The following is a 22,539-nucleotide window of genomic DNA, read 5'->3' on the forward strand; positions in this document are numbered from 1 at the left end:
CGAGTTCCCGATGACCCATGTGACCTACAAGATCGTCGAACATGACGGCGGCTGGGCCTACACCGTCGACGGCGCGTTCTCCGAGCCGTTCCCGGACCGCGCCGCTGCCCTCGCCGCGGCCCGGCGCGCGGCGGCCGAACAGCGGGTGCCGGGCCGCACCGAGGTGATCGAATATGAGACCGCCGACGGCCGCTGGCACGCTGAGACCGCTGCCGGCAACGACCGGCCGGAAACCGAGGTGGAGGGATAGGCGGCGCGCGGCGGTGTGATAAGGTTCCCGGCAAGCGGCGCACAAGACGGCCGCAAGCTCTGGGGAGACCATCATGCACCTGTCGCGCGCAGTTTTGTCAGCGGCCTTCGCCCTGACCTCCTTCACCGCCCTCGCCGCCGATTTTCCGGCGCCGAAACAGGGCGACTGGATCGCGAGGGATTTCAAATTCCACACCGGCGAGACGATGGGAGAACTGCGGCTGCATTACACCACGATCGGCGAGCCCAGCGGGCAGCCGGTGCTGGTGCTGCACGGCTCGGGCGGCTCGGCGGCCAGCATGCTGACAGCAACGTTCGGCGGCGAATTGTTCGGCGCCGGCCAGCCGCTCGATGCAGCAAAATATTACATCATCATCCCCGACGGCATCGGCCACGGCAAATCGTCAAAGCCCTCCGACGGCATGAAGACCGCGTTTCCGAAATACAATTACGAGGACATGGTCGACGCGCAATATCGCCTCCTCACCGAAGGGCTCGGCATCAAGCATGTCAGGCTCGTGATCGGCAATTCGATGGGCGGCATGCACACCTGGATCTGGGGTGGCAGGTACCCGCAATTCATGGACGCGCTGGTGCCGATGGCTTCGCAGCCGACCGAAATGGCGGCGCGCAACTGGATGCTGCGGCGGATGATGCTGGAGACCATCAAGAACGATCCCGACTATAATGGCGGCAGTTACACCAGCCAGCCGCGCATGATGAAATACGCCATCAGCGCCTATGGCATTGCAACCGGCGGCGGCACGCTGGCCTATCAGGCACTGGCGCCGACGGCGGCGAAGGCCGACAAGATGGTCGACGACCGGCTGGCGACCGCGGTCACCGCTGACGCCAACGACTTCATCTACCAATGGGAAGCCTCGCACGATTACAATCCGGCGCCCTCGCTGGAGAAGATCGAGGCGACGCTGCTCCTCATCAACGCCGCCGACGACGAGCGCAATCCGCCGGAGACCGGCGTCACCGATGCCGCAATGAAGCGCGTCAAGAACGGCCGCCTGTTCCTGATCCCGGCCTCAAGCGAGACGCGCGGCCATCTCACGACCGGCAATGCAAAATTCTACAAGAAGCAGCTGGAAGAGCTGCTGCAGAGCGCGCCGCAGCGGGCGATGTAGACGGTAACAGGGCGAGCGATGTCGGCCAGCCGTTTTCGCCGGATAGCCCTGACGCTTTCCGATGCGGTGGAAAGCGCGCATCATGGCAAGGCCGATTTCCGCGTCGGCAAACGCATCTTCGCGACGCTGGGCCATCCCGACGAAAGCTGGGGCACGCTGAAGCTGACGATCGAACAGCAATCGATGCTGGTCGACGCCGAGCCGGACATCTTCCGCCCGGTGCCGGGCGGCTGGGGCAAGCAGGGCTACACCAATGTTGTTCTCGCCAAGGCCGACGCGGCGACGCTGAAAAGCGCGCTTGTTATGGCGTGGAAGAATGTCGCGCCGAAATCGCGCGCGAAAGCGAGCGCGCGCGGCAAGAAGAAGGCTTGATTTCGCACCGCATCAAACCGGCGTCACTGATATCGCTCATTATTTGAGCGTGCATCCGCGCACAGTCTCCGCTTGAATTGTCTTCAACGAGTCGAGGATCGAGATGTCCGCGACCACAAGACAAACCAAAGCGGAGGATTGGATGCGGAGGCTCGCGCCATTCGCCTTGCTCGCCTGGCTTTTGCCAGGAGGCAGCACCGCGCTCGCCGTCGACAGGGGACAGTTCGACCACGTGCCGCCGGATATCCGCGCCTGGTTTAAAAGCGTGATCGCGCCGAACGGCGTGCCCTGCTGCGATATTTCGGACGGCCACCGCACCGCCTACGACGTTCGCGGCGGCGCCTACTGGGTGCCGATCGAGGGCCAGTGGATGCAAGTGCCCGAGCGCGCGGTCATCCGCGACCAGGGCAATCCGATCGGCGAAGCCGTGGTGTGGTACGTGCATCACCGCGGCAGCATCATCATTAGCTGCTTCGTCCCGGCGGATGCGGTTTGACTATAGAACCCCGTCATTGCGAGCGAAGCGAAGCAATCCATCCCTCCACTCGGGGACAGATGGATTGCTTCGTCGCTTCGCTCCTCGCAATGACGGAGCTAGAAGCCTTCCAGCCAGGGATGACGCAAAACGTGCGGAATGGTAGTCTTGGAACGATATCGAAAGGAGCCGCCCTTGTCCGATCTTGCCCCCGACGACCTCGCCAAGATCTATCCTGCCCCCTCGCCACGCGTGATCGCCAAGGCGCGGCCGGAGATCGACGCGCATGCGAAGAAGTTCATCGGCATGTCGCCGTTCTGCGTGCTGGCCACCTCGGGCTCGGACGGCAGCGTCGATGCATCGCCGCGCGGCGGCAATCCCGGCTTTATCCATGTCGGCGGACCGAACTTGCTGCTGATGCCGGACCGTTCCGGCAACAACCGCATCGACAGTTTTCGCAACGTCGTCGAAGGCTCCGGCTTCGTGCAGCTGATCTTCTTTGTGCCCGGGATCGACGAGACGCTTCGCGTCGGCGGCAAGGGCGCCGTCACGACGGAGCCGGAGCTGATGGCCTCGATGGTCGAGTTCGGCAAGCCGCCGCGCGCGGTGCTGCGCATCGACGTGCGCGAAGCCTACTTCCATTGCGGCAAGGCGCTGATGCGCTCGAAACTGTGGACGGCTGCGCAGGTCGAACGCTCGGTGATGCCGAGCATCGGCGAAGTGATCCACGACCAAACCGGCCTCGGCGAACGCGAGAGCCAGGAAGTGATCTACGAGCGGTACAAGACGCAGTTGTAGGGGAATTGATTCGACGAGGTTTGGATCACCTCCCCTGGAGGGTAGGAAGCTCAGTCCCCGCTCTCCAGGCCACCAACGTGCTTCTGGGTGTAGAGCTCAAGGCCGATGCGGCCGATCAGGTCGAGCTGGGTTTCGAGGAAGTCGATGTGATGTTCCTCGTCCTTCATCAGGCTCTCGAACAGGTCGCGCGAGACGTAATCCTTGACGCTGTGGCAATAGGTTGCGGCTTCCTGGTACAGCGTGCGCGCGCCGATTTCGGCGGCGAGATCGGCTTCGATAATTTCCTTGACGTTCTGGCCAATGCGGAGCGGATCGAGCACCTGCATGTTCGGGAAGCCGTCGAGGAACAGGATGCGGTCGGTGAACTTGTCGGCGTGCTCCATCTCTTCGATGGATTCCTTGCGCCAGACCTTGGCCATGTCGAGCAGGCCCCAATTGTTCAGGAGCCGGTAATGCAGCCAATATTGGTTGATGGCGGTAAGCTCGCTACGCAGGCCCTTGTTGAGATAATCGATGACTTTGGGATCGCCCTGCATGGTCCACTCCAATTTCCCGGGCCAAACGCGGCCCGCACCTGTATTTAGAACGCTTCTAAATCAGTTTGGAGCGAAGGGCAACCGTTCCACGAAAAAAGCCGTGGGAATGCCTGAGATCAGTGGATTTCGAAGCGGATTTCAGCAGGCCGCGAGCGCAAAGGCCGGAGCAGCTTCCTCGGCTGGCTCATCGTTCGCCGCATGGCTGTGCGGACAGCCGGCGCAGCACTCCTTGGCGCAGGCGCCGAGCGCTTCGTCGATGATGGTCTTGAGCGTGCGGGCGCAGCGGCCGCACTCGGCGCTGCAGCCGAGGCACCCGTAAATCTGCTTTGGATTTCGCGGCAGGTCCGAAGCTGCACTCACGGCATTACGGACATCATGGTCGCTTAGGACGTTGCAGGAACAGACGATCATGAAACGAAAAGAACCCTTGGTGATGCGCCCTCATCGATATGGAAGACTGCCGTGAGATGCAAAAGGAAAAGCCGCATTTTCAAGCAATTCCAAACTGATGGTGGGGAAATACTGGAATGAATCTAAACAGCGGTGTTGCGGTAAATCAAACTAGCGCCGATTTGCCGGCGATTTCTCCAGCGTCAATCGCTGCCACCGCCGTCTCCGCCGCTGTCGCCGCCGGAACTGTCGCTGGAGCAGGTGGAGCTCTCCGCAGAAGAACTGTTGCTGGCACAGCTCGGGCCGTCCGCGGAAGAGCTGTTGCTGCCGAACCAGGAAAGCAGATTCAGGCTCTCGCCGCTGGAGCTGACGACCGGAACGATGCTCAAATCATCACTGCCTGGGCTGTCGCGCCAAGCTTTGTGATTTCTCCCCCACTTCACCACCAGATAGTAGATCAGCGATGTCCCGCCGACCGCCACCACGAAAGCCGCCACTACGCTCGTCATCGCGTCTCCTGAAACGGGTTGGGCGGGACCTTGGTATCTATACACCGCCGCCAGCCGAGGTCTGCCGGTCCGTCGCCCTTGGGGGAACGGCCGTTCATTGATCATTCAAGTGAAATGTGGAACTTGTACCGTGACGGAGTTAACACCCCGTCGTCCGGAGAAAGGTTAAGGCCATGAAGAAGACATTGATGGCGCTTGGCGCTGCTGCCGTTTTGACCCTGTCGGCTGTGGCTGTTCCCGCGCCCGCCCAGGCGCAGCGCGGTGTCGCCGCAGGCGTCGCTGCCGGATTGATCGGCGGCGCCATCGTCGGCGGCGCGATTGCGTCCCAGAACGGCTATTATTACGGTCACCCTGGCTACTACGCACCTGGCTATTACGGCGGCGGTCCGGCCTATGTCGTCGATCCCGGCTATGGCGAATCCTGCATCTGGCAGCGGCAGCGGTTCTGGGACGGCTACGGCTGGCGCGTGCGTAACGTCAGGGTTTGCGACTAGCAGACGTCGCTGGAAGCAATTTATCCAGCATTCATCTTCATTAAATTTGCCGTTCAACATCCCGGAAAAGCACTGCTTTTCCGGGATGAATGCTGTTTTGGCCCGAAAAAACCGTTTTCTTCGATCACAGTTTTGGGACGTTTACTTTCGATTGACCCATGTACGCTTTTTTAGCGAAACGGCAGTTCGAAACAGCGTGTGAGTCACCCCTAAACCCGGCGCCTGAAGGCGCCACTCCAGGAGAGCCCAGGACATGAAGAAGACATTTGCTGCCTTCGTCGCGGTCGCAACGATTGCCGGTTCGCTTGCCTCGACACCCGCAAGCGCCCAGCGTGGCGTTGCCGCAGGCGTGGCGGCCGGCCTGCTCGGCGGCGCGATCATAGGCGGTGCGATCGCCTCCAGCCGCCCGGCCTATGGCGGTCCGGTTTATGTGGAAGAAGCGCCCTACCCGGCGTGCCGCATGGTCCGCGAGCGCTATTGGGATGGCTACGACTGGCGCTACCGCCGCGTCGAGGTCTGCAACTGATCTGACCAGCGCGCTTACCGCGCGTTGATCAAGAGCCCGGCCGATATCTCGGCCGGGCTTTTTGTTTGTATCTCCTCATCCCGAGGAAATGCCCGCGGCGGCGCGAATGCGCTCTCACGCAGGCGGCGCGGACAACCGCGAGCCGCCGAGGCGGTTGTACTCGGCGAGAAATTGGTCATTCGGCAGGTGGCCGCGCGCATATTCCTTCTTCAAGCCATTGAGAAAGAACATTTCGTGCGCGCGTTGGTGCTTGGCCTCGACAAGGCCGCGTGGCTCCAATTCGAACAGCGCCTGGACATGCCCGGCGACAGTTCCCGAGATGTTGATCCGCCCCGCGACCCCGAATGCTTCCATGAACCACGCCGTGTTGACCGCATCGCCCCAAATATCGAAGGTCATCCGGCGGTTACCGACGACACCGGAAATGACCGGTCCGGTATGGATGCCGATGCGCAATTGCATGGCGTTCTCACCGATACTTTCGCGTCGTGTCCTGAGGTGGTCGAGGCGCGTTCGCATCTCCAGCGCCGCCAGGCAAACATCGATCGAATGTTGTCGGTCGGACGAAAACACGCCCGCTACCGCCATATAGGCGTCACCCACAGTCTTGACCTTCTCGAGGCCGTACCGGACGCCGATTTCATCGAGCGCCGAGAAATACGCGTCGAGGAGACCAATGAGACTAGCCGGCTCGATCCGCTCGGCCAGCAGCGTAGATTCCTTGACATCCGCGAACAGAATGGTTGCCGATCTCGTGTACCTGGGCTTCACCTTGCCGTTTCGCGTCAGTTCGTCGGCGACCGGCGCCGGCAATACGTTGCGGAGCAATCGCTCCGCGCGCGCTTTCTCGGCAGCCGCCTCAAGCCGCGCTTGATCCAGCTCCCTGATGATTTGGCCGTACTCCATCAGCTTCCGGCGGAGCTCCAGTTGCGCCAGCACCTGATGCGACAACCGTCTGAGCGCTTCGGCCTGCTCGAACGAAAGCTCGCGGGGCACGAAATCTATCACGCACAGCGTTCCGAGCGCATAGCCCTCGTCGGTAATGAGCGGCATGCCGCAATAGAAGCGGCAGGGCGGCTCCATCGTCGCCATCGCGCAATTTTCAAAACGGGGATCTCGCTTCAAGTCAGGAATGACGAGCAGATCAGCACCGCAAATCGTCGTCGCACAAATACTACTTTCACGCGGTGCATCGGTTACTTCAGCGGGCAGCCCATACCTTGCCTTGAGCCATCGTCGGTCGTCATCGATGAAACTGATGTAAGAGACCGGGCAACGACAGATCTGCGCGGCAAGCTCGGTGATTTCATCGTAAGCGCTTTCCGGCGCACTATCGACGATATCGAGCGCGTGCAGGGCAGCTAGCCGTTCAGGTTCGTTTACAGGTGCCGCTGACGGCATCGCTGATCTCCGCTCCCCTCCGCACAAGGCCGAGCCGCCGCTTAGCAGCGCAACTGGTTCACCTTTTGGGAAGCGCCCCGATTGTGACAAGGTGGCACTTCGTAAGGGAACATTGCCGGTTCCAGGACCGAATGGCCTCGCTCCGTTGTGCAAGGAACGTCGCAGCCTCGGGCAAGTTCATTCCGGCTGGGCGACAACGCATCACAAAGCCGATTCGCGCCGAGGGAACTGCCGTGCCAGCGATGGAGGGCGCGATTTGACACTATTGGTCGGCAATTCTCGGTGCGGAATCGATCATCCCGCGTGCCGGTGCACGCGCATAAATGCGAGGACGAGGCCTTTATGCGCCGAGCGGACGCGTCTCAACGCGCTCCGCTCATCGAACGCAAAACCGCTTCGCTCGGCCAGCAATTGACCTTCAGCCCTGCCGACTTCTGATACGCACCCAATGCCGCGCGGGTCTGCATGCCGGCCTTGCCGTCGAGCTTGTCCTTGTAGAGACCGATCCGCGTCAGATGGCGCTGCATGGCCTCGACATCGGCCGTGCGCAACTGCGTCGACGCCGACCATGGCGTGGCGAATGGCTGCGGGCTCACCATGCGGTCGGCGAGATGGCCGACGAACAGCACGTACAGATCAGAAAAATTGTATTCCTTGATGACGAAGTAGTTCTTCGTCGTCAGAAATGCCGGCCCGTAGATCCCCTCCACCTGCAGCAGCGAGGCCGGCTGCGCCTGCTCGGCGGCGCTGAGCCGCTGTCCGCGCACCGGCACGAAGCCGGCGCGCAGCCATTCGGCGATCGGCTTCGTCACCTCGGGCACGCCCATGGTGCAGTCGACATTGGCGGGCGCCTTCACCTCATAGGCCCAGCGCACGCCGCGCTGCCAGCCCTTGTTGAGGAGCTGCTGCGCGGCAGATGCCAGCGCATCCGGCACCGAGTGCCAGATGTCGACGCGGCCATCGCCATCGAGGTCGATGCCGTGCTTGTAATACTCCGACGGCAGGAACTGGGTAAGACCGGTGGCGCCCGCCCAGGACGAGCGAAATTCGTTGCGTGCCACCACACCCTCGCCGAGCAGCTTCAGCGCTAGAATGAATTCGCCGCGGTACTGCTCCTTGCGGCGGCCGACATAGGCCTGCGTCGCGACGACGCGCAGTGTGTCATACGGCAGGCGGTAGCGGCCGTAATCGGTCTCGCGGCCCCAGATTGCCAGCACGATGCTGGCGGGCACGCCGAAGCGGCTTTCGATTTCGTTCAGCGCCGCGCGATGCTTCGCCATCAGCTTCTGCCCTTCGGCCGCCAGCCGTGCGATGGAAGCTTCCTTCACATAGTCGGCAGGGACCTGCACGAACTCTGCTTGCGCCGGCGCGCCGGTCGGGGGGCGACCGGGCAGCAGGAGATCGGGCAATTTGTAATCCGGCTCGAGGCCGTTCGTCTCCCGATCGAACGTCGTGCGCGACACGCCGGCCGCCTGTGCCTCCGGCCACAGCGAGGCGATGAACTGGGTAAAGGCGGCGTCGGCGGACAATGCCGGCGACGACATTCCAAGCGCCGTCGCGGTCGTTATCAGAATTGCGGCGATCGCTCTCCTTCGCAAAACTGTAACTCCAGTTGACCATACCGCCCATCAATGCGAGGCAGCGTGTTTGGTTTGTTCGGTGGAAGCATTCGACAATTTATCGACATAGGCAATGCCGATCGCCGACATAATGAAGACTGTATGGATGATGGTCTGCCACATCACGCCGACCTCGGTATAGGCGCTCTTGCCGGACGCCAGGCCCCCGGCCTCGATGAAGGTGCGCAGCAGGTGGATCGACGAGATGCCGATGATGGCCATCGCCAGCTTGATCTTGAGCACGCTGGCGTTGACGTGGCTGAGCCATTCCGGCTGATCGGGATGTCCTTCCAGATTGAGGCGGGAGACGAATGTCTCGTAGCCGCCGACGATCACCATCACCAGAAGGTTGGAGATCATCACTACGTCGATCAGGCCCAGCACCAGCAGCATGATCTGCTGCTCGCTGAAATCGAAGGCGTGCGCGAACAGATGCCACAGCTCCTTCAGGAACAGCACCACGTAGACACCCTGCGCAACGATCAGGCCGATATAGAGCGGCAATTGCAGCCAGCGCGAGCTGAAGATCAAAAGCGGAATCGGACGCAATTCCTTGCGCTGAGCTTCCGGCGGCATGGGTGTTTCAGGCGTAAGAGACATCAGAGATCGCTCGCTGGGGGATTCGAATTGCGGAAGGAGGCCTATATCTACGCAATCTGACCGCGCTGTGAAGCGACAACTGGCCGCAGCGCAGGTTACGGGATCGTCACGTTAAGCGGACCTCTAAGGCAAAACAGCGATCTTGTACGATCGAGCGTGCAAATTTCCCAAGCTTGATCGTACGGCCGCGGGCCGCGCGGCCATCGCACGATGAACACAAGGGAACGCCTGCCCTCCAGCCTCCGAAATGCGATAGTCTCGCCAAATTACCGACTCAGCAACGTGGCGCGATGTTCTTTCCGAAGATCAACGTCAAAACCGACCCGGTGCGGCGATGGCACCGGCCCGATCGCCATTTCTTCGCGAATGGTGCCTGCCAGGTGCTCGCCTTCGCATTTCTCGAAAGATATTCCGACCTCGGCTTCCATGCCCGCTGGATCAAACCGGCTACCGGCTACATCGGCAACCACATCTTTGTCACCGACGGCAGAAACGCGTTCGACTACCACGGCTTGACGACGGAAGCCTACTTGCTGTCGTTTGCTTTTCGGCGTGCCCGGAGGTTCTTTCCGGGTTGGGACGCGACGCTCGTCGATCTGCCGACAGAGGTCCTGATCTCAGAACAACGCTCGCGGCAGATCGAAGGGCTATGGTTACGTGAGCCGAAGCAATTCCTTCATGACGCGCTGCCACGCGCGCGCAGCTTTCTCGACCGGTTCGACGATATCAGGCTGAGGCTCACCGCGTCAGCTTCTTGTACTTGACGCGGTGCGGAATGATGCTGTCCTGGCCGAGCCGGCGCATCTTGTCCTTCTCGTAATCCTGGAAATTGCCTTCGAACCATTCGACATGGCTGTCGCCTTCGAAGGACAAGATGTGGGTGGCGATGCGGTCGAGGAACCAGCGATCGTGGCTGATGATGACGGCGCAGCCGGCAAAATCCTCCAGCGCCTCTTCCAGCGCGCGCAGCGTATCGACGTCGAGGTCGTTGGTCGGTTCGTCGAGCAACAGCACGTTGGCGCCGGATTTCAGCATCTTGGCCAGATGCACGCGGTTGCGCTCACCGCCGGACAGCGCGCCGACCTTCTTCTGCTGGTCGGCGCCCTTGAAGTTGAACGACGAGCAATAGCCGCGTGAATTGACTTCCTTCTTGCCGAGCAGGATCAGTTCGTTGCCGCCGGAAATCTCTTCCCAAACCGTCTTCTTGCCGTCGAGATCGTCGCGCGACTGGTCGACGTAACCGAGGTGCACGCTTTCACCGACGGTGATCGTGCCCTTGTCCGGCTTTTCCTGCCCGGTGATCATCCGGAACAGCGTGGTCTTGCCGGCGCCGTTCGGGCCGATCACGCCGACGATGCCGCCCGGCGGCAGCTTGAAGGTCAGATCCTCGATCAGCATGCGGTCGCCGAAGCTCTTGTGGAGCCCTTCGAAGTCGACGACGTTCTGGCCGAGCCGTTCGGCCACCGGAATCGTGATCTGCGCGGTCGTGGTCTGCTTCTCGCTCGCCTGCTTGAGCAGCTCTTCATAGCGCTGGTAACGCGCCTTGGACTTGGCCTGGCGCGCCTTCGGCGAGGATGCGATCCATTCCTGCTCGCGGGCCAGAGTCTTCTGGTGCGCGGCCTCCTCGCGGCCTTCCTGCTCCAGCCGCTTCTGCTTCTGCACCAGCCAGGACGAGTAATTGCCCTCATAGGGAATGCCGCGGCCGCGGTCGAGCTCGAGGATCCAGCCCGTGACGTTGTCGAGGAAGTAGCGGTCGTGGGTCACGATCAGGATCGCGCCGGGATATTGCCGCAGGTGACCTTCGAGCCACGACACCGATTCGGCGTCGAGATGGTTGGTCGGCTCGTCCAGCAGCAGCAGTTCCGGCTGGTCCAGCAAGAGGCGGCACAGCGCGACGCGGCGGCGCTCACCGCCGGAAAGCTTGGTGACGTCGGCATCATCGGGCGGGCAGCGCAGCGCATCCATCGCCTGGTCGACCTTGCTGTCGAGATCCCAAAGCCCAGCGGCCTCAATCTCGTCCTGCAGCTTGGTCATCTCCTCGGCGGTCTCGTCCGAATAGTTCATCGCCAGCTCGTTGTAGCGATCAAGGATCGCCTTCTGCTTGGCGACGCCCTGCATGACGTTTTCGCGGACGGTGAGCGCGGGGTCGAGATGCGGTTCCTGCTCGAGGTAGCCGACCCGGGCGCCCTCGGCGACCCAGGCCTCGCCGGTATATTCCTTGTCGAGGCCGGCCATGATCTTGAGCAGGGTCGACTTGCCCGAGCCGTTGACGCCGAGCACGCCGATCTTGGCGTCCGGGTAGAAGCTGAGGTGGATGTTGTCGAGCACCTTTCGGGTCGGGTAGCTCTTGGTCAGACCCTGCATGAAATAGACGAACTGGCGAGCCATCGCGCTTCCTTGAAACCGGAGGATTTAGGGAAATTTGCTGCCGCTGATGTAGCGGCGTGGCCCCCAAAGGGCAACCGCACCTGGGGGTGTTTTCCATCCGTTCACCACGGGTGAATACGGGATGGTCACCATGTCGGGCAAGATCCAGACAATTGAAACTATCTTTTAATAAATCGGGCGAAAACTCGTTTTCAGCGCCGGAAAAGGCGTCTGAAAACAAGGGCCCGCGTCATGGCTACGATCAGTTCGGCATCCCTGTCCACCCCGGCCCACACCGACGCCGGATTGGCAAACCCCCTGGCAGAGCTCCGCGCCTTCTGGCGGAAGTTCATCGCCATGGCGTTCAACCCGTACCGCCCGGAACTGCACTATATGCGCGGCCCGGGCCCGGCCTGGCGCGCCAAGCATCCCGGCGATCAGAACTGAGCTTTTCCGGTTATTTGAGCCTGCCCTGCGTTTAGTCCGGCTTGCGCGCCCTGCGATTGCGCGCAACCATGGCGACCTCCCCGACGGCTTTTCCCGCCGTCACCCTCGCCACCAACGGACCTTCTCAATGACGCGGCTGCGCTGTGCAATCCTCGACGACTATCTCAATGTGGCGCTCAAGGTCGCCGACTGGTCCAAGGTCGGGGATCGCGTCGACATCACCGTGTTCAACCAGCCGTTTGCGACCGCGGAAGCCGCGGCGAGCGCGCTGAAAGATTTTGAGATCATCTGCGCGATGCGCGAACGCACCCCGTTCCCGCGCACCATGTTTGCGGCGCTGCCCAATCTGAAGCTCCTGATTACTTCCGGCCTGCGCAATGCGGCGATCGATATGGAAGCGGCCAAGGACCACAAGGTCACGCTATGCGGCACGCAATGGGGCCGCGATCCGACCGCGCCGCTGACCATGGGCCTGATCCTGGAGCTGACGCGCAATATCGGCCGCGAGAACGCCCGCATGCACGCCGGCGAGCCGCTACAGGCGCATGTAGGCATGGAGATCGAGGGCCGCACGCTCGGCGTCATAGGCCTCGGCAAGCTCGGCACCAAGGTGTCGAAGCTGGCGCAGGCTTTTGGCATGAACGTGATCGCCTGGAGCCAGAACCTGACGCCGGAGAAGTGCAAGGAGGTCGGCGTCACCTATGTCAGCAAGGAAGAGCTGTTCTCGACCGCCGACATCATCACCATCCATGTCGTGCTGAGCCAGCGCACGCGCGGGCTGGTCGGCGCCGCCGACCTCGCGCGGATGAAGCCGACCGCCTACCTTGTCAACACCGCGCGCGGGCCGATCGTCGACGAAGGCGCGCTGCTGGAAGCGCTAACCCAGAAGAAGATCGCCGGCGCCGGCGTCGACGTGTTCTCGGTCGAGCCGCTGCCGGTCGACCATCCCTTCCGCAAGCTCGACAACATGGTGATCACGCCGCATCTCGGCTACGTCACCGAGGACAGCTTTCGCAACCACTATCGGCAGATGGTCGAGGGCATCGACGCCTGGTTCAAGGGCGAGCCGAAGCAGCGGCTGGCGTAGCGCCGATCTCGCTCCCAACCAAAACATCGAAAACAACCCCATGCACAGTAGCCGGCAGCTGCCGGCGCTCGCCGTCTTAAGCCGCGCGCTGCGCGGTGGCGCCGCTGGCGACTTCGGCAAATCCCTGGCGCCATGACGGATGCGTGGGCTGCCAGCCGAGCTCACGCTTCGCCTTGGCGTTCGATCCTGCCCGCACCTCGGTCATCATCGAAACCAGGTGCTCGCCGGCGAAGAGCCGGCCAAGCCAGGCCGGCACGCGTATCGGCGGCCTCGCTCCGACCAGCGTGGCAAGCGCAGGCAGCCACTCGCTGACCTCAGCCGGTTCATCGTCGACGATGTTGTAGATCTCGCCGGGCTTGCCGCGTTCGATGGCCGCGAGGGTCGCGGACGCCGCATCCTCGACATGGATAAACGACCACCGTCCGCCACCGCCGCCGATCAGCGGCACGCGGCGGCGCCGTACCTGATCGATCATCGGGCGCGACAGCATGCCGGTGCCGGGGCCGTAGAACGAGCCATAGCGCAGCACGATTCCTTCGACACTCGTCGAACCCGCGACGGCGCTCTCCAGATATTGGATCGCTTCCAGCGTGGGGCGCAGTTCTTCCGGCGGATCGACATCGAGCGCATCGGTCTCGGTTTTGACCGCCGCGCCGCTGCGGCCATAGGTCCAGCCGCAGAAGCTCTGGGCAATGAAGCGCTTCACGCCGGCCTCGCGCGCCGCGGCCAGCAGGAAATCGGTTCCCTGGGTGCGGAGCTGGTTGGTCGTTGAAAAGGCGCGGTCGAAATGGCGAAGATCGGTGACGGCGGCGAGATCGGTCATCTGGTCGACGATGACATCCGGCCCGGCTGCAAGCACCGTGCTGCGAATCGCCGCCGCGTCGAGCCCATCGACAACAGCGGGTTCCGCGCCCATTCGTCGGATCAGCTCCGTCTTCGCCGCCGTCCGCGTCGTGCCGACGACGGAGTGACCGGCCGCGATCAGCTGCGGAACGAGGTTGAGGCCGATGGCGCCGGTGGCGCCCGCAACAAGAATTCTCATGGCGTGATCCTCACATGCGTTGCGACCTGCGGCAGGTAGTCGGAGCGAATGTGAAATCAAGCGGCGAATGTGGCGGCGGCGGAAATCTGGCGGGCGGAACCGGATCACGCCGTGTCCGCCAATAAACCAGGACGTCGTCGCAATGAATGAAAAAGGCGCGCCACATGGCGCGCCTTTCCAAACGTCGTTCGAAAATTGGGCTTAGCGGACCGTGACCGGCGCCGGCAGCGGAGGCACGACGGTCGGCTGGGTGCCACCCGGCGCGGGCGACAGTTGCGCCTGTGCGGGTCCGGGCGCCGGTGCGGCGGCGGGAGCCGGGCCACCGGGCGCCGGCGCCGCGTTTGCGGTGTTGGCGGGCGGCGGGCTGCCGGGCATCACCACGACGCGGGTGCCGACCTTGGCGCGCTCGAACAGGTCGGAGACATCCTCGTTCAGCATGCCGATGCAGCCCGAGGAGACGAACTTGCCGATCGTCGATGGCTGGTTGGTGCCATGGATGCGGTAAACGGTCGAGCCCAGATACATCGCGCGGGCGCCGAGCGGATTGCCCGGACCGCCGGCCATGAAGCGCGGCAGATAGGGCTGGCGCTCGATCATCTCGGTCGGCGGGTGCCAATCCGGCCATTCGGCCTTGCGAGAGATCTTCTGCACGCCGTTCCAGGTAAAACCGTCGCGGCCGACACGGACGCCGTAGCGGATCGCACGGCCGCCGCCGAGCACGTAGTAGAGATGGGTGTTGGCAGTATCGACGACGATGGTGCCGGCGGGCTCCTTGGTCGCGAAGGACACTTCCTGGCGGCGCAGGTGCGGCGGAAGCTGCGCGGGGCCGACTTCCGGCTGCTCTTCCGGCGGTAGCGCGGCGACCTGCATCGGCTTGCCGTCGGCACCGACGGCGGGTTGTTGCGACTGCGGCGGCATAGCAGCGGCGCCGGGCACAGCGCCGATCGCTCCGGGCGGCCGCAGGCCGGCGCGGTCGTCGTTCGGATAGACGATGCCGGCGCCGGGAACGCGGCTGTCGCCGCGATCCGAATAGACCTGCGGCTGCGATCCAGGCGGACGGTCGGCATAGATGACCGGGGGCGGACCGGCCGGGCGGCCGTAACGCGGATCGTCCGGCGACATGACCGGACCGGTTGGCGCTGCGGCGGTGGCCGGGCGGCCATAGCGCGGGTCATCGGGCGAAAGAATCGGGCCCGTCGGCGCCGGGGCGCCGCGGTCCGAATAAGCCGGTGCGGGCGCGGGGCGGCCATAGCGGGGATCGTTGGGGGACAGCACCGGGCCGGGTGGCGGCAACGCAGCCGTAGCAGGCGCGTTCGGCGTGTCGTCATCATCAAGGGCGTCGAAATCGGGTTCACCGGGGCGGCGATCCTCGGCCGCGGCATAACCACCCTGGACATACGTCCCCGGTGCTGTCGAGTAGGCCGGGCCGGCAGGATAGCCCTGTTGCGCATGGGCCAGCGAAGTTCCTGCCATGGCAGCGGCAATGGCGGCACAAATCGTCAGAATGCGGTTGTTCATCATCGCCTTATATTAGACCCCAAGCCCCACCGGACGGTTAACGGCAGATGACGGAAGATCGCGGCGCATTCAAGACAAATCCTCGAAATTCGGTCCACGCCGGCCATTTGTGATCACGCCAGGGCTGCGGCAAAGATGCCTCAGCACGCCGAAAATCGCCATTTGCGGACGATACGCGACTTCGAGCCGCAGATTTTGCAACAAAAACGACCAAGCGCTGAGATACTCTCAAAGCGGCCTGATTCGCGCCCGACGAATCCGCCTTCCAGTGGTCACCGCGTTCCCTTGGCATCAATGACCCTCCAGAAATCAACGGAGGGCGGAACTCGAGTCCATGCTTCCCGGCTTTCGTTTCCTGTTCACTGCAATCGTCCTCTCGATGTCGGTCCTGGTGTTTGGGCTTGGCGCTGCCGCCCTGCTGCGCGCCGCGCATGAGGAATTCGCCAACCTCCCCGCGCGGCGGACGGCGCCGGAACCGATGTTTGCCCGCCGCACGGACGACCAGCCGCCGACGCTGGCGCTGTTGCGCATCGAGACGCTTGATGACGACAAGCCGGCCGAGAACGCTCCGGTCGCCGTTCCGGAAACCGTCCCCGCCGCTTCAGCGCCGGTTGCGCCAACCGCTGATATAGCCGCGATCGAGCCAGAGAAGCTGGTAGCGGTGAAGACGCCAGAGCCGATGCAGGCCGAGGCTGCTAACCCCGACACACCCGCCAAGGAAACAACCGTTGAGACGCCGCCCACGCCGTCTGCGCCAACGGTCGTCGAAGCGCCCGCTCCGTCTCAAGCGCCGGCTGCCGACGTGAAGGTCGCCGTCCTCGTTGAAACACCGCAACCTGCCGTCGCGCCAGCCCCGCCTCCACCCGCCCCCGATATCTATTCCTTCGAAGGCAACCCCGCCGCGACGAGGATCGCCACGCTCGGCGGCCCAGCCGTGATCGTCGATGAAGAGGCCGCGGCCAAAGCATCGGGAAAGACCGAGGCCACCCCACCGGAAACCAAGGCGACAGAAGCGAAGGCGACGGAAGCCAAGCCCGACCGCAGCGCCGCCAAGAAGCGGGCCGCGGAGCAGGCCCAGGAACGGCGGCGGATTGCGGCGCGGCGGGCACGCCTGGCGCGGGAAGCGGCGCTGGCACAGCAGCAGGCCAACCCGTTCATCCAAACCCCGTTCGCGCAAGGCCCGGTCGCCCGCGCGACGCGGTAACGGCCTGATCAGGCCGGGCCGGTTGCGACCGGCGGGCCGTCGGCGGCGCCCCACTCAGTCCACGAGCCGTCATAGAGCGCCGGGTTCTCCACGCCGAGGCGATAGAGCGCGAGCGTCAGCACCGCGGCGCTGACGCCGGAGCCGCAACTCGTCACGATCGGCGCGTCGAACTTGACGCCGGCACCGGCGAACGCTGCCCGTAAGTCTTCGAGAGGCTTCATCGTGCCGGTCGCGGCATCGAACAGATTGTTGTAGGGCAAGCTGAGGCTGCCGGGGATATGGCCGGAGCGCAGGCCCGGCCGCGGCTCGGCCACCTTGCCTTGATACCGCTCGTTGGCGCGCGCATCGATCACCTGCTCGGCACGGCTCGAGAGATTGGCAACGAGCTGCTGCATGCTGCGCACGCGCCGCGCATCGAACGCCGCCTTGAACGTCGCGGGCTTTGGCGTCACCTCGCCCTTCTCGACCTTGCGGCCTTCCGCGACCCACTTCTTCAGACCGCCATTGAGGATGCGCACCTCCTTGCCGAACGACAGGAACATCCACCACACCCGCGGCGCGGCAACCCAGCCGCCGGAATCATACAGCACCACGGTGTCGTCATTGCCGATCCCGAGCGCGCCGACATCGCGGCCGAACTGCTCGGCGTTGGGAAACATGTGCGGCAGCGGGTTGGAATGATCGGACACCGCATCGACGTCGAAGAACACCGCCCCCGGAATGTGCGCGGCGAGATAGTCGTCCTTCGGCAGCGGCAGCACGCCCGGCATCTTGAACGAGGCGTCGATGATGCGGACGTTGGGATCGCTTAGGTGGGCGGCGAGCCATTCGGTGGAGACGAGCGGGTCGGTGGTGGGCATAGGACAATCCTTTCACGCGGTCGTCATGGCCGGGCTTGTCCCGGCCATCCACGTCTCACTTTCGGCCGTGTCGCCAAGACGTGGATGCCCGGGACAAGCCCGGGCATGACGGAGATAATGGATAGAGCTTAACCCTACGCTTTCTTCTTCGGCTCCCACTTCTCGATCGGGCCGCCGGCGTCGCGCCAGGCAGCGAAGCCGCCGCCCATATGCGCGACCGGCTTCAGGCCCATATCCTGCGCGGTCTTGGCGGCAAGCGCCGAGCGCATGCCGCCGGCGCAGTGGAAGATGAACTTCTTATCTTCCTGGAAGATCGGCTTGGCGTAGGGGCTTTGCGGGTCGATCCAGAATTCCAGCATGCCGCGCGTGCAGGAGAACGCGCCGGGGATCTTGCCCTCGCGCTCGATCTCGCGGGGATCTCTGATGTCGACGATCACGATATCAGGGTCCTGCGCAGCCTTGATGGCGTCGGCGGCGCTGACGGTCTCGATCTCGGCATTGGCCTCGTCGATCAGAGCCTTGATGCCGCGGTGGATGGTCTGGGGCATTTGTTACCTCTTGTGTTTGCACGCGTGTCCCGGACGCGGTGCAGCACCTCTTCGGTAATGCACCGCAGAGCCGGGACCCACATCCCTGCCGATCGATGGGCCCCGGCTCTGCGGCGCACCGCTGCGCGCTGCGCCGCGTCCGGGGCACGAAATCCCCTACCGCACCAACTCCTTCATCGCGGCCTCCAGGCCCTCGATCGTGATCGGATACATGCGATCCGACAACAGCCGCCGGATGATGGTGGTGGATTCCGAATAGTCCCAGTGCTTCTGCGCCACCGGATTGAGCCACACCGTGTGCGGATAGGTGCGCGTGACGCGCTCCAGCCAGACCGCGCCGGCCTCCTCGTTGACGTGCTCGACCGAGCCGCCGGGCACCATGATCTCGTAAGGCGACATCGAGGCGTCGCCGACGAACACCACCTTGTAGTCGTGCGGGTATTTATGCAGCACGTCCCAGGTCGGCGTGCGGTCGGTGAAGCGGCGCTTGTTCTGCTTCCAGACGCCTTCATAGAGGCAGTTGTGAAAGTAGAAATACTCCATGTGCTTGAATTCGGACTTCGCCGCCGAGAACAATTCCTCGACCTGCTCGATGTGCGAATCCATCGAGCCGCCGATATCGAAGAACACCAGAACCTTCACCGCGTTGCGCCGCTCCGGGCGCATGACGACGTCGAGATAGCCGTGGTTGGCGGTCTCGCGGATGGTGGTGTCGAGATCGAGTTCGTCAGGTGCGCCGGTGCGGGCGAACTTGCGCAACCTTCGCAGCGCGACCTTGATGTTGCGGATGCCGAGCTCGACATTGCCGTCGAGATCTTTGAACTCGCGCTTGTCCCACACCTTCACGGCGCGGTTGTTGCGGTTCTTCTCCTGCCCGATTCTTACGCCTTCCGGATTGTAGCCATGGGCGCCGAACGGCGAGGTGCCGGCGGTGCCGATCCACTTGTTGCCGCCCTGATGCCGGCCCTTCTGTTCTTCGAGGCGCTTGCGCAGCGTCTCCATGAGCTTGTCCCAGCCCATCGCCTCGATCTGTTTCTTCTCTTCCTCGGTGAGGTATTTTTCGGCGAGCTTCTTCAGCCACTCTTCCGGGATCTCGGCCTTGTCCATCGCGTCCAAAAGGCTTTCCAGCCCCTTGAACACGCTGCCGAACACGCGGTCGAACTTGTCGAGGTTACGCTCATCCTTCACCAGCGCGGCGCGGGACAGGTAATAGAAATTCTCGACCGTCTGATCGGCGAGGTCGGCGTCGAGCGCCTCCATCAGCGTCAGATATTCGCGCAAGGTCACCGGGACCTGGGCATCGCGGAGCGATGTGAAGAATTGCAGGAACATGGATGACAGATTGCCCGCTGGACAGCGCGCGTCAAGGGCTGGCGCATGCCAAAGGCCGGCGCATAGCTGTCAGGCCTAGACCGGGAGGCTTTTTCAATTACAATTAAGCCGTAAAGGGTTTATTCCGGCAGGGGAAATTCGATGGGCATCATTGCGGCGCTGATCATCGGCGGTATTGCGGGCTGGCTTGCCGGGCTGATCGTACGCGGTGCAGGCTTCGGAATTGTCGGCAATATCGTGATCGGCATCATCGGCGCGCTATTGGCGAGCTGGCTGCTGCCGCAGCTCGGCGTCAGCCTCGGCTATGGCTGGATCCGCGACATCATCAACGCCACGATCGGCGCGGTGATCATCCTGGTGATCCTGTCGCTGATCAGACGCTGAGGAAAGCATACTAACTCAATCGCGACCGCCGGACCGGCGGTCGTTTACTGTTCAGGCCAAATCGGCTGACGGACCAAGAGAACAACAAGGCAAACGGATAGATGAAATTTACCGGCACCAAGGACTATGTCGCCACCGACGACCTCAAGGTCGCCGTCAACGCCTCGATCGTGCTCGAGCGCCCGCTGCTGGTGAAGGGCGAACCCGGCACCGGCAAGACCGTGCTGGCGGAGGAAGTCGCGAAAGCGCTCGGCGCGCCGCTTCTGACCTGGCACATCAAATCGACCACCAAGGCGCAGCAGGGCCTCTACGAATATGACGCGGTGTCGCGCCTGCGCGACAGCCAGCTCGGCGATCCCCGCGTCTCCGACATCTCGAACTACATCAAGCGTGGCAAATTGTGGGATGCCTTTACCCATGAGAAGCGCCCGGTGCTCTTGATCGACGAGATCGACAAGGCCGACATCGAGTTTCCGAACGACCTGCTGCTCGAACTCGATCGCATGGAGTTCTTCGTCTACGAGACCGGTGAGAACATCAAGGCGAGCCTGCGCCCGATCGTGATGATCACCTCCAACAACGAGAAGGAACTGCCGGACGCGTTCCTGCGCCGCTGCTTCTTTCACTACATCAAGTTCCCCGACGCCGACACCATGGGACGGATCGTCGACGTGCACTTCCCCGGCATCAAGAAGCGCCTGGTGGAAGAAGCGCTGCGCATCTTCTTCGAGGTGCGCGAGGTGCCCGGCTTGAAGAAGAAGCCCTCGACCTCCGAGTTGCTCGACTGGCTCAAGCTGCTGCTCAACGAGGACATCACGCCGGAAATGCTCAGGGAGCGCGACCCGCGCAAGCTGATCCCGCCGCTGCATGGCGCGTTGCTCAAGAACGAACAGGACGTGCACCTGTTCGAGCGGCTGGCGTTCCTCAGCCGCCGCGAAGTGTAAGCAGTGACGGCTACGGCGCCAGAACCCAACGGTTCTGGCGTTTCGTTTTTCAGAACAACAAACCAAAAAAGAACAGGGAAGATGAACGTTCAGGCACAGATCGATGCGACTTCGCCCCGCACCACCGAACATTTCGACGTCCTGATCGCCGGCGCGGGCATCTCGGGCGTCGGCGCCGCCTATCATCTCACCACGCAATGTCCGGGTACGACCTTCGTGGCGCTGGAAGCGCAAAAGACGTTCGGCGGCACCTGGACCACGCACCGTTATCCCGGCATCCGTTCCGATAGCGACCTGCACACCTTCGGCTACCGCTTCAAGCCGTGGACCTCAGCGCCGATCGCGAGCGCCGAAGAAATCCTCAAATACATGGGCGAGGTGATCGAGGAGAACGATCTGGCGCCTCACATCCGCTATCAGCACACCATCACCTCGGCCTCATGGTCGAGCGAGGAGAACCTCTGGACCATCGAGGCGACGCGTACCGATACCGGCGAGCAGCTTCGCTTCACCACCAATTTCTTCTGGATGTGCCAGGGCTACTACCGCCACACCGAGGGCTACACGCCGGAGTGGAAGGACATGGCCAAATTCAATGGCCGGATCGTGCACCCGCAGAAATGGCCCGAGGATCTCGACTACAGGAACAAGCGCATCATCGTGATCGGCTCGGGCGCGACCGCGGCGACGCTGATCCCGGCGCTGGCGCCCGATTGCGCCCATGTCACCATGCTGCAGCGCTCGCCGACCTATTTCCGCACAGGGCGCAATGCGATCGAGATCGCCGAGGAGCTGCGGAAACTGCAGGTCGACGAGACCTGGATCCACGAAATCACCCGACGCAAAATCCTGTTCGACCAGGACGCTTTTACGCGCAAGACGTTCAATGAGCCGGAAGCGGCCAAGAAGGACTTGCTGTCGGCCGTCGAAGCCTATCTCGGCAAGGATTACGACATCGCGACCCACTTCACGCCGAGGTATCGGCCGTGGCGGCAGCGCATCGCCTTCATTCCCGACGGAGACCTGTTCCAGGGCATCAAGTCCGGCAAGGCCTCCGTCGTCACCGACGAGATCGAGAGCTTCACCGAAAAGGGCATCCTGCTGAAGTCCGGCAAGGAGCTGGAGGCCGACATCATCGTCACCGCGACCGGCTTCAACCTCTGCGCCAATGGCGACATCGAATTCGCAATCGACGGCAAGCCGCTCGACTTCGCCGATACCGTGACCTATCGCGGCATGATGTTCACCGGCGTGCCGAACCTCGTCTGGGTGTTCGGCTATTTCCGTGCGAGCTGGACGCTGCGCGTCGACCTCGTCGCCGACTTCGTCTGCCGGCTGCTCACGCACATGAAGGAAACGGGTGCGAAAAAGGTGACGCCGCAGCTTCGCCCCGAAGACCATAACATGCCGCTATTGCCGTGGATCGATCCGGAAAACTTCAATCCCGGCTACATGATGCGCGGCATGCATCTCTTGCCCAAGCGCGGCGAAAAGCCGGAATGGCAGCACAACCAGGATTACTGGGCGGAAAAGGACGAATTCCCGGCGATCGACCTGAAGGATAAGGCGTTCGTTTACGGTTGAGGTTGGAAGGGGCTGTCGCCTTGTCGCAGGTGCGCCGTCATGGCCGGGCTTGTCCCGGCCATCCACGTCTTTGGCTCCCACGAAGAGGAAGACGTGGATGCCCGGGACGAGCCCGGG

General features: G+C 63.0%; 26 protein-coding genes. 14 read left to right on the top strand and 12 right to left on the bottom strand.

Annotation, left to right across the window (positions count from 1 at the left end):
• The first annotated feature begins 10 nt into the window (after positions 1-10).
• The 5 genes from QA643_RS32415 to QA643_RS32435 all read left to right on the top strand — a co-directional run bounded on the left by QA643_RS32415 (position 11) and on the right by QA643_RS32435 (position 3,030).
• Entirely contained in the window at positions 11-250 is a 240-nt protein-coding gene (locus tag QA643_RS32415; RefSeq protein WP_283029728.1) for a DUF2188 domain-containing protein, read from the top strand.
• A gap of 73 nt (positions 251-323) precedes the next feature.
• Positions 324-1,385, top strand: a complete 1,062-nt coding sequence (locus QA643_RS32420) for an alpha/beta fold hydrolase (protein WP_283029729.1) — start codon at positions 324-326, stop codon at positions 1,383-1,385.
• A gap of 18 nt (positions 1,386-1,403) precedes the next feature.
• Positions 1,404-1,757: an MmcQ/YjbR family DNA-binding protein gene (locus QA643_RS32425; RefSeq protein ID WP_283029730.1), complete on the top strand. Its 354-nt coding sequence runs from the start codon at positions 1,404-1,406 to the stop codon at positions 1,755-1,757.
• Between the two features lie 142 nt (positions 1,758-1,899).
• Positions 1,900-2,253 (top strand): hypothetical protein, encoded by a 354-nt coding sequence (locus tag QA643_RS32430; protein ID WP_283029731.1) that lies wholly within the window; start codon positions 1,900-1,902, stop codon positions 2,251-2,253.
• A 174-nt stretch (positions 2,254-2,427) separates the two neighbouring features.
• On the top strand, positions 2,428-3,030 hold the full coding sequence (locus QA643_RS32435) for an MSMEG_1061 family FMN-dependent PPOX-type flavoprotein (RefSeq protein ID WP_283029732.1): 603 nt from the start codon (positions 2,428-2,430) through the stop codon (positions 3,028-3,030).
• A 50-nt stretch (positions 3,031-3,080) separates the two neighbouring features.
• Here the strand turns inward: QA643_RS32435 and bfr are convergent, their stop codons facing one another.
• The 3 genes from bfr to QA643_RS32450 all read right to left on the bottom strand — a co-directional run bounded on the left by bfr (position 3,081) and on the right by QA643_RS32450 (position 4,465).
• Complete coding sequence (bfr, locus tag QA643_RS32440) at positions 3,081-3,566, bottom strand: bacterioferritin (protein WP_283029733.1); 486 nt, start codon at positions 3,564-3,566, stop codon at positions 3,081-3,083.
• Positions 3,567-3,704: 138 nt separating this feature from the next.
• Entirely contained in the window at positions 3,705-3,977 is a 273-nt protein-coding gene (locus QA643_RS32445) for a (2Fe-2S)-binding protein (RefSeq protein ID WP_283029734.1), read from the bottom strand.
• Positions 3,978-4,159: 182 nt separating this feature from the next.
• Positions 4,160-4,465: a hypothetical protein gene (locus QA643_RS32450; protein WP_283029735.1), complete on the bottom strand. Its 306-nt coding sequence runs from the start codon at positions 4,463-4,465 to the stop codon at positions 4,160-4,162.
• A gap of 173 nt (positions 4,466-4,638) precedes the next feature.
• Here QA643_RS32450 and QA643_RS32455 point away from each other — a divergent pair, with 173 nt between their 5' ends.
• Together QA643_RS32455 and QA643_RS32460 are read left to right on the top strand one after the other, a co-directional pair.
• The gene (locus tag QA643_RS32455) at positions 4,639-4,959 is read left to right on the top strand and encodes a hypothetical protein (protein ID WP_283029736.1); all 321 of its coding nucleotides are present in this window, start codon (positions 4,639-4,641) and stop codon (positions 4,957-4,959) included.
• Positions 4,960-5,212: 253 nt separating this feature from the next.
• A complete protein-coding gene (locus QA643_RS32460; protein WP_283029737.1) occupies positions 5,213-5,485 on the top strand; it encodes a hypothetical protein in 273 nt (90 codons plus the stop codon).
• Positions 5,486-5,599: 114 nt separating this feature from the next.
• Here QA643_RS32460 and QA643_RS32465 read toward each other — a convergent pair whose 3' ends face one another.
• The 3 genes from QA643_RS32465 to QA643_RS32475 form a co-directional block, all read right to left on the bottom strand.
• The gene (locus tag QA643_RS32465) at positions 5,600-6,886 is read right to left on the bottom strand and encodes an adenylate/guanylate cyclase domain-containing protein (RefSeq protein ID WP_283029738.1); all 1,287 of its coding nucleotides are present in this window, start codon (positions 6,884-6,886) and stop codon (positions 5,600-5,602) included.
• A 362-nt stretch (positions 6,887-7,248) separates the two neighbouring features.
• Positions 7,249-8,430 (bottom strand): lytic murein transglycosylase, encoded by a 1,182-nt coding sequence (locus tag QA643_RS32470; RefSeq protein ID WP_283029739.1) that lies wholly within the window; start codon positions 8,428-8,430, stop codon positions 7,249-7,251.
• An 84-nt stretch (positions 8,431-8,514) separates the two neighbouring features.
• A complete protein-coding gene (locus QA643_RS32475; RefSeq protein WP_283029740.1) occupies positions 8,515-9,105 on the bottom strand; it encodes a TIGR00645 family protein in 591 nt (196 codons plus the stop codon).
• A gap of 173 nt (positions 9,106-9,278) precedes the next feature.
• Between QA643_RS32475 and QA643_RS32480 the strand changes: the two genes are divergently transcribed.
• Positions 9,279-9,869, top strand: coding sequence for a hypothetical protein (locus tag QA643_RS32480; protein WP_283029741.1), 591 nt, complete (start codon positions 9,279-9,281; stop codon positions 9,867-9,869).
• Here the strand turns inward: QA643_RS32480 and ettA are convergent.
• On the bottom strand, positions 9,844-11,493 hold the full coding sequence (ettA, locus tag QA643_RS32485; protein ID WP_283029742.1) for an energy-dependent translational throttle protein EttA: 1,650 nt from the start codon (positions 11,491-11,493) through the stop codon (positions 9,844-9,846). The genes QA643_RS32480 and ettA overlap by 26 nt on opposite strands.
• 231 nt (positions 11,494-11,724) lie before the next feature.
• Between ettA and QA643_RS32490 the strand changes: the two genes are divergently transcribed.
• A complete protein-coding gene (locus QA643_RS32490) occupies positions 11,725-11,919 on the top strand; it encodes a hypothetical protein (protein ID WP_283029743.1) in 195 nt (64 codons plus the stop codon).
• Between the two features lie 127 nt (positions 11,920-12,046).
• Entirely contained in the window at positions 12,047-13,006 is a 960-nt protein-coding gene (locus tag QA643_RS32495; protein ID WP_283029744.1) for a D-2-hydroxyacid dehydrogenase family protein, read from the top strand.
• 76 nt (positions 13,007-13,082) lie between these two features.
• Here the strand turns inward: QA643_RS32495 and QA643_RS32500 are convergent, their stop codons facing one another.
• Positions 13,083-14,048, bottom strand: a complete 966-nt coding sequence (locus QA643_RS32500; protein ID WP_283029745.1) for an NAD(P)-dependent oxidoreductase — start codon at positions 14,046-14,048, stop codon at positions 13,083-13,085.
• Positions 14,049-14,249: 201 nt separating this feature from the next.
• Complete coding sequence (locus QA643_RS32505) at positions 14,250-15,569, bottom strand: L,D-transpeptidase (RefSeq protein ID WP_283029746.1); 1,320 nt, start codon at positions 15,567-15,569, stop codon at positions 14,250-14,252.
• A 331-nt stretch (positions 15,570-15,900) separates the two neighbouring features.
• Here QA643_RS32505 and QA643_RS32510 point away from each other — a divergent pair, with 331 nt between their 5' ends.
• Positions 15,901-16,770 carry a hypothetical protein gene (locus tag QA643_RS32510; RefSeq protein WP_283029747.1) on the top strand — a complete coding sequence of 290 codons (870 nt, stop codon included), beginning with the start codon at positions 15,901-15,903 and terminating at the stop codon, positions 16,768-16,770.
• An 8-nt stretch (positions 16,771-16,778) separates the two neighbouring features.
• Here QA643_RS32510 and sseA read toward each other — a convergent pair whose 3' ends face one another.
• From sseA to QA643_RS32525, 3 genes are all read right to left on the bottom strand, one after another.
• Positions 16,779-17,630, bottom strand: a complete 852-nt coding sequence (gene sseA / locus QA643_RS32515; RefSeq protein ID WP_283029748.1) for a 3-mercaptopyruvate sulfurtransferase — start codon at positions 17,628-17,630, stop codon at positions 16,779-16,781.
• A 134-nt stretch (positions 17,631-17,764) separates the two neighbouring features.
• Entirely contained in the window at positions 17,765-18,178 is a 414-nt protein-coding gene (locus QA643_RS32520) for a rhodanese-like domain-containing protein (RefSeq protein ID WP_283029749.1), read from the bottom strand.
• A gap of 156 nt (positions 18,179-18,334) precedes the next feature.
• Entirely contained in the window at positions 18,335-19,510 is a 1,176-nt protein-coding gene (locus QA643_RS32525; protein ID WP_283029750.1) for a VWA domain-containing protein, read from the bottom strand.
• Positions 19,511-19,651: 141 nt separating this feature from the next.
• On the opposite strand from QA643_RS32525, the gene QA643_RS32530 reads away from it, so the two are divergent.
• The 3 genes from QA643_RS32530 (at position 19,652) to QA643_RS32540 (ending at position 22,422) form a co-directional block, all read left to right on the top strand.
• On the top strand, positions 19,652-19,894 hold the full coding sequence (locus QA643_RS32530; RefSeq protein WP_283029751.1) for a GlsB/YeaQ/YmgE family stress response membrane protein: 243 nt from the start codon (positions 19,652-19,654) through the stop codon (positions 19,892-19,894).
• A gap of 101 nt (positions 19,895-19,995) precedes the next feature.
• Entirely contained in the window at positions 19,996-20,838 is an 843-nt protein-coding gene (locus QA643_RS32535; protein ID WP_283029752.1) for a MoxR family ATPase, read from the top strand.
• A gap of 81 nt (positions 20,839-20,919) precedes the next feature.
• A complete protein-coding gene (locus QA643_RS32540) occupies positions 20,920-22,422 on the top strand; it encodes an NAD(P)/FAD-dependent oxidoreductase (RefSeq protein ID WP_283029753.1) in 1,503 nt (500 codons plus the stop codon).
• The last annotated feature ends 117 nt before the right edge of the window (positions 22,423-22,539 follow it).

The sequence above is a fragment of the Bradyrhizobium sp. CB3481 genome (genome assembly GCF_029714305.1).
Lineage (GTDB): Bacteria > Pseudomonadota > Alphaproteobacteria > Rhizobiales > Xanthobacteraceae > Bradyrhizobium.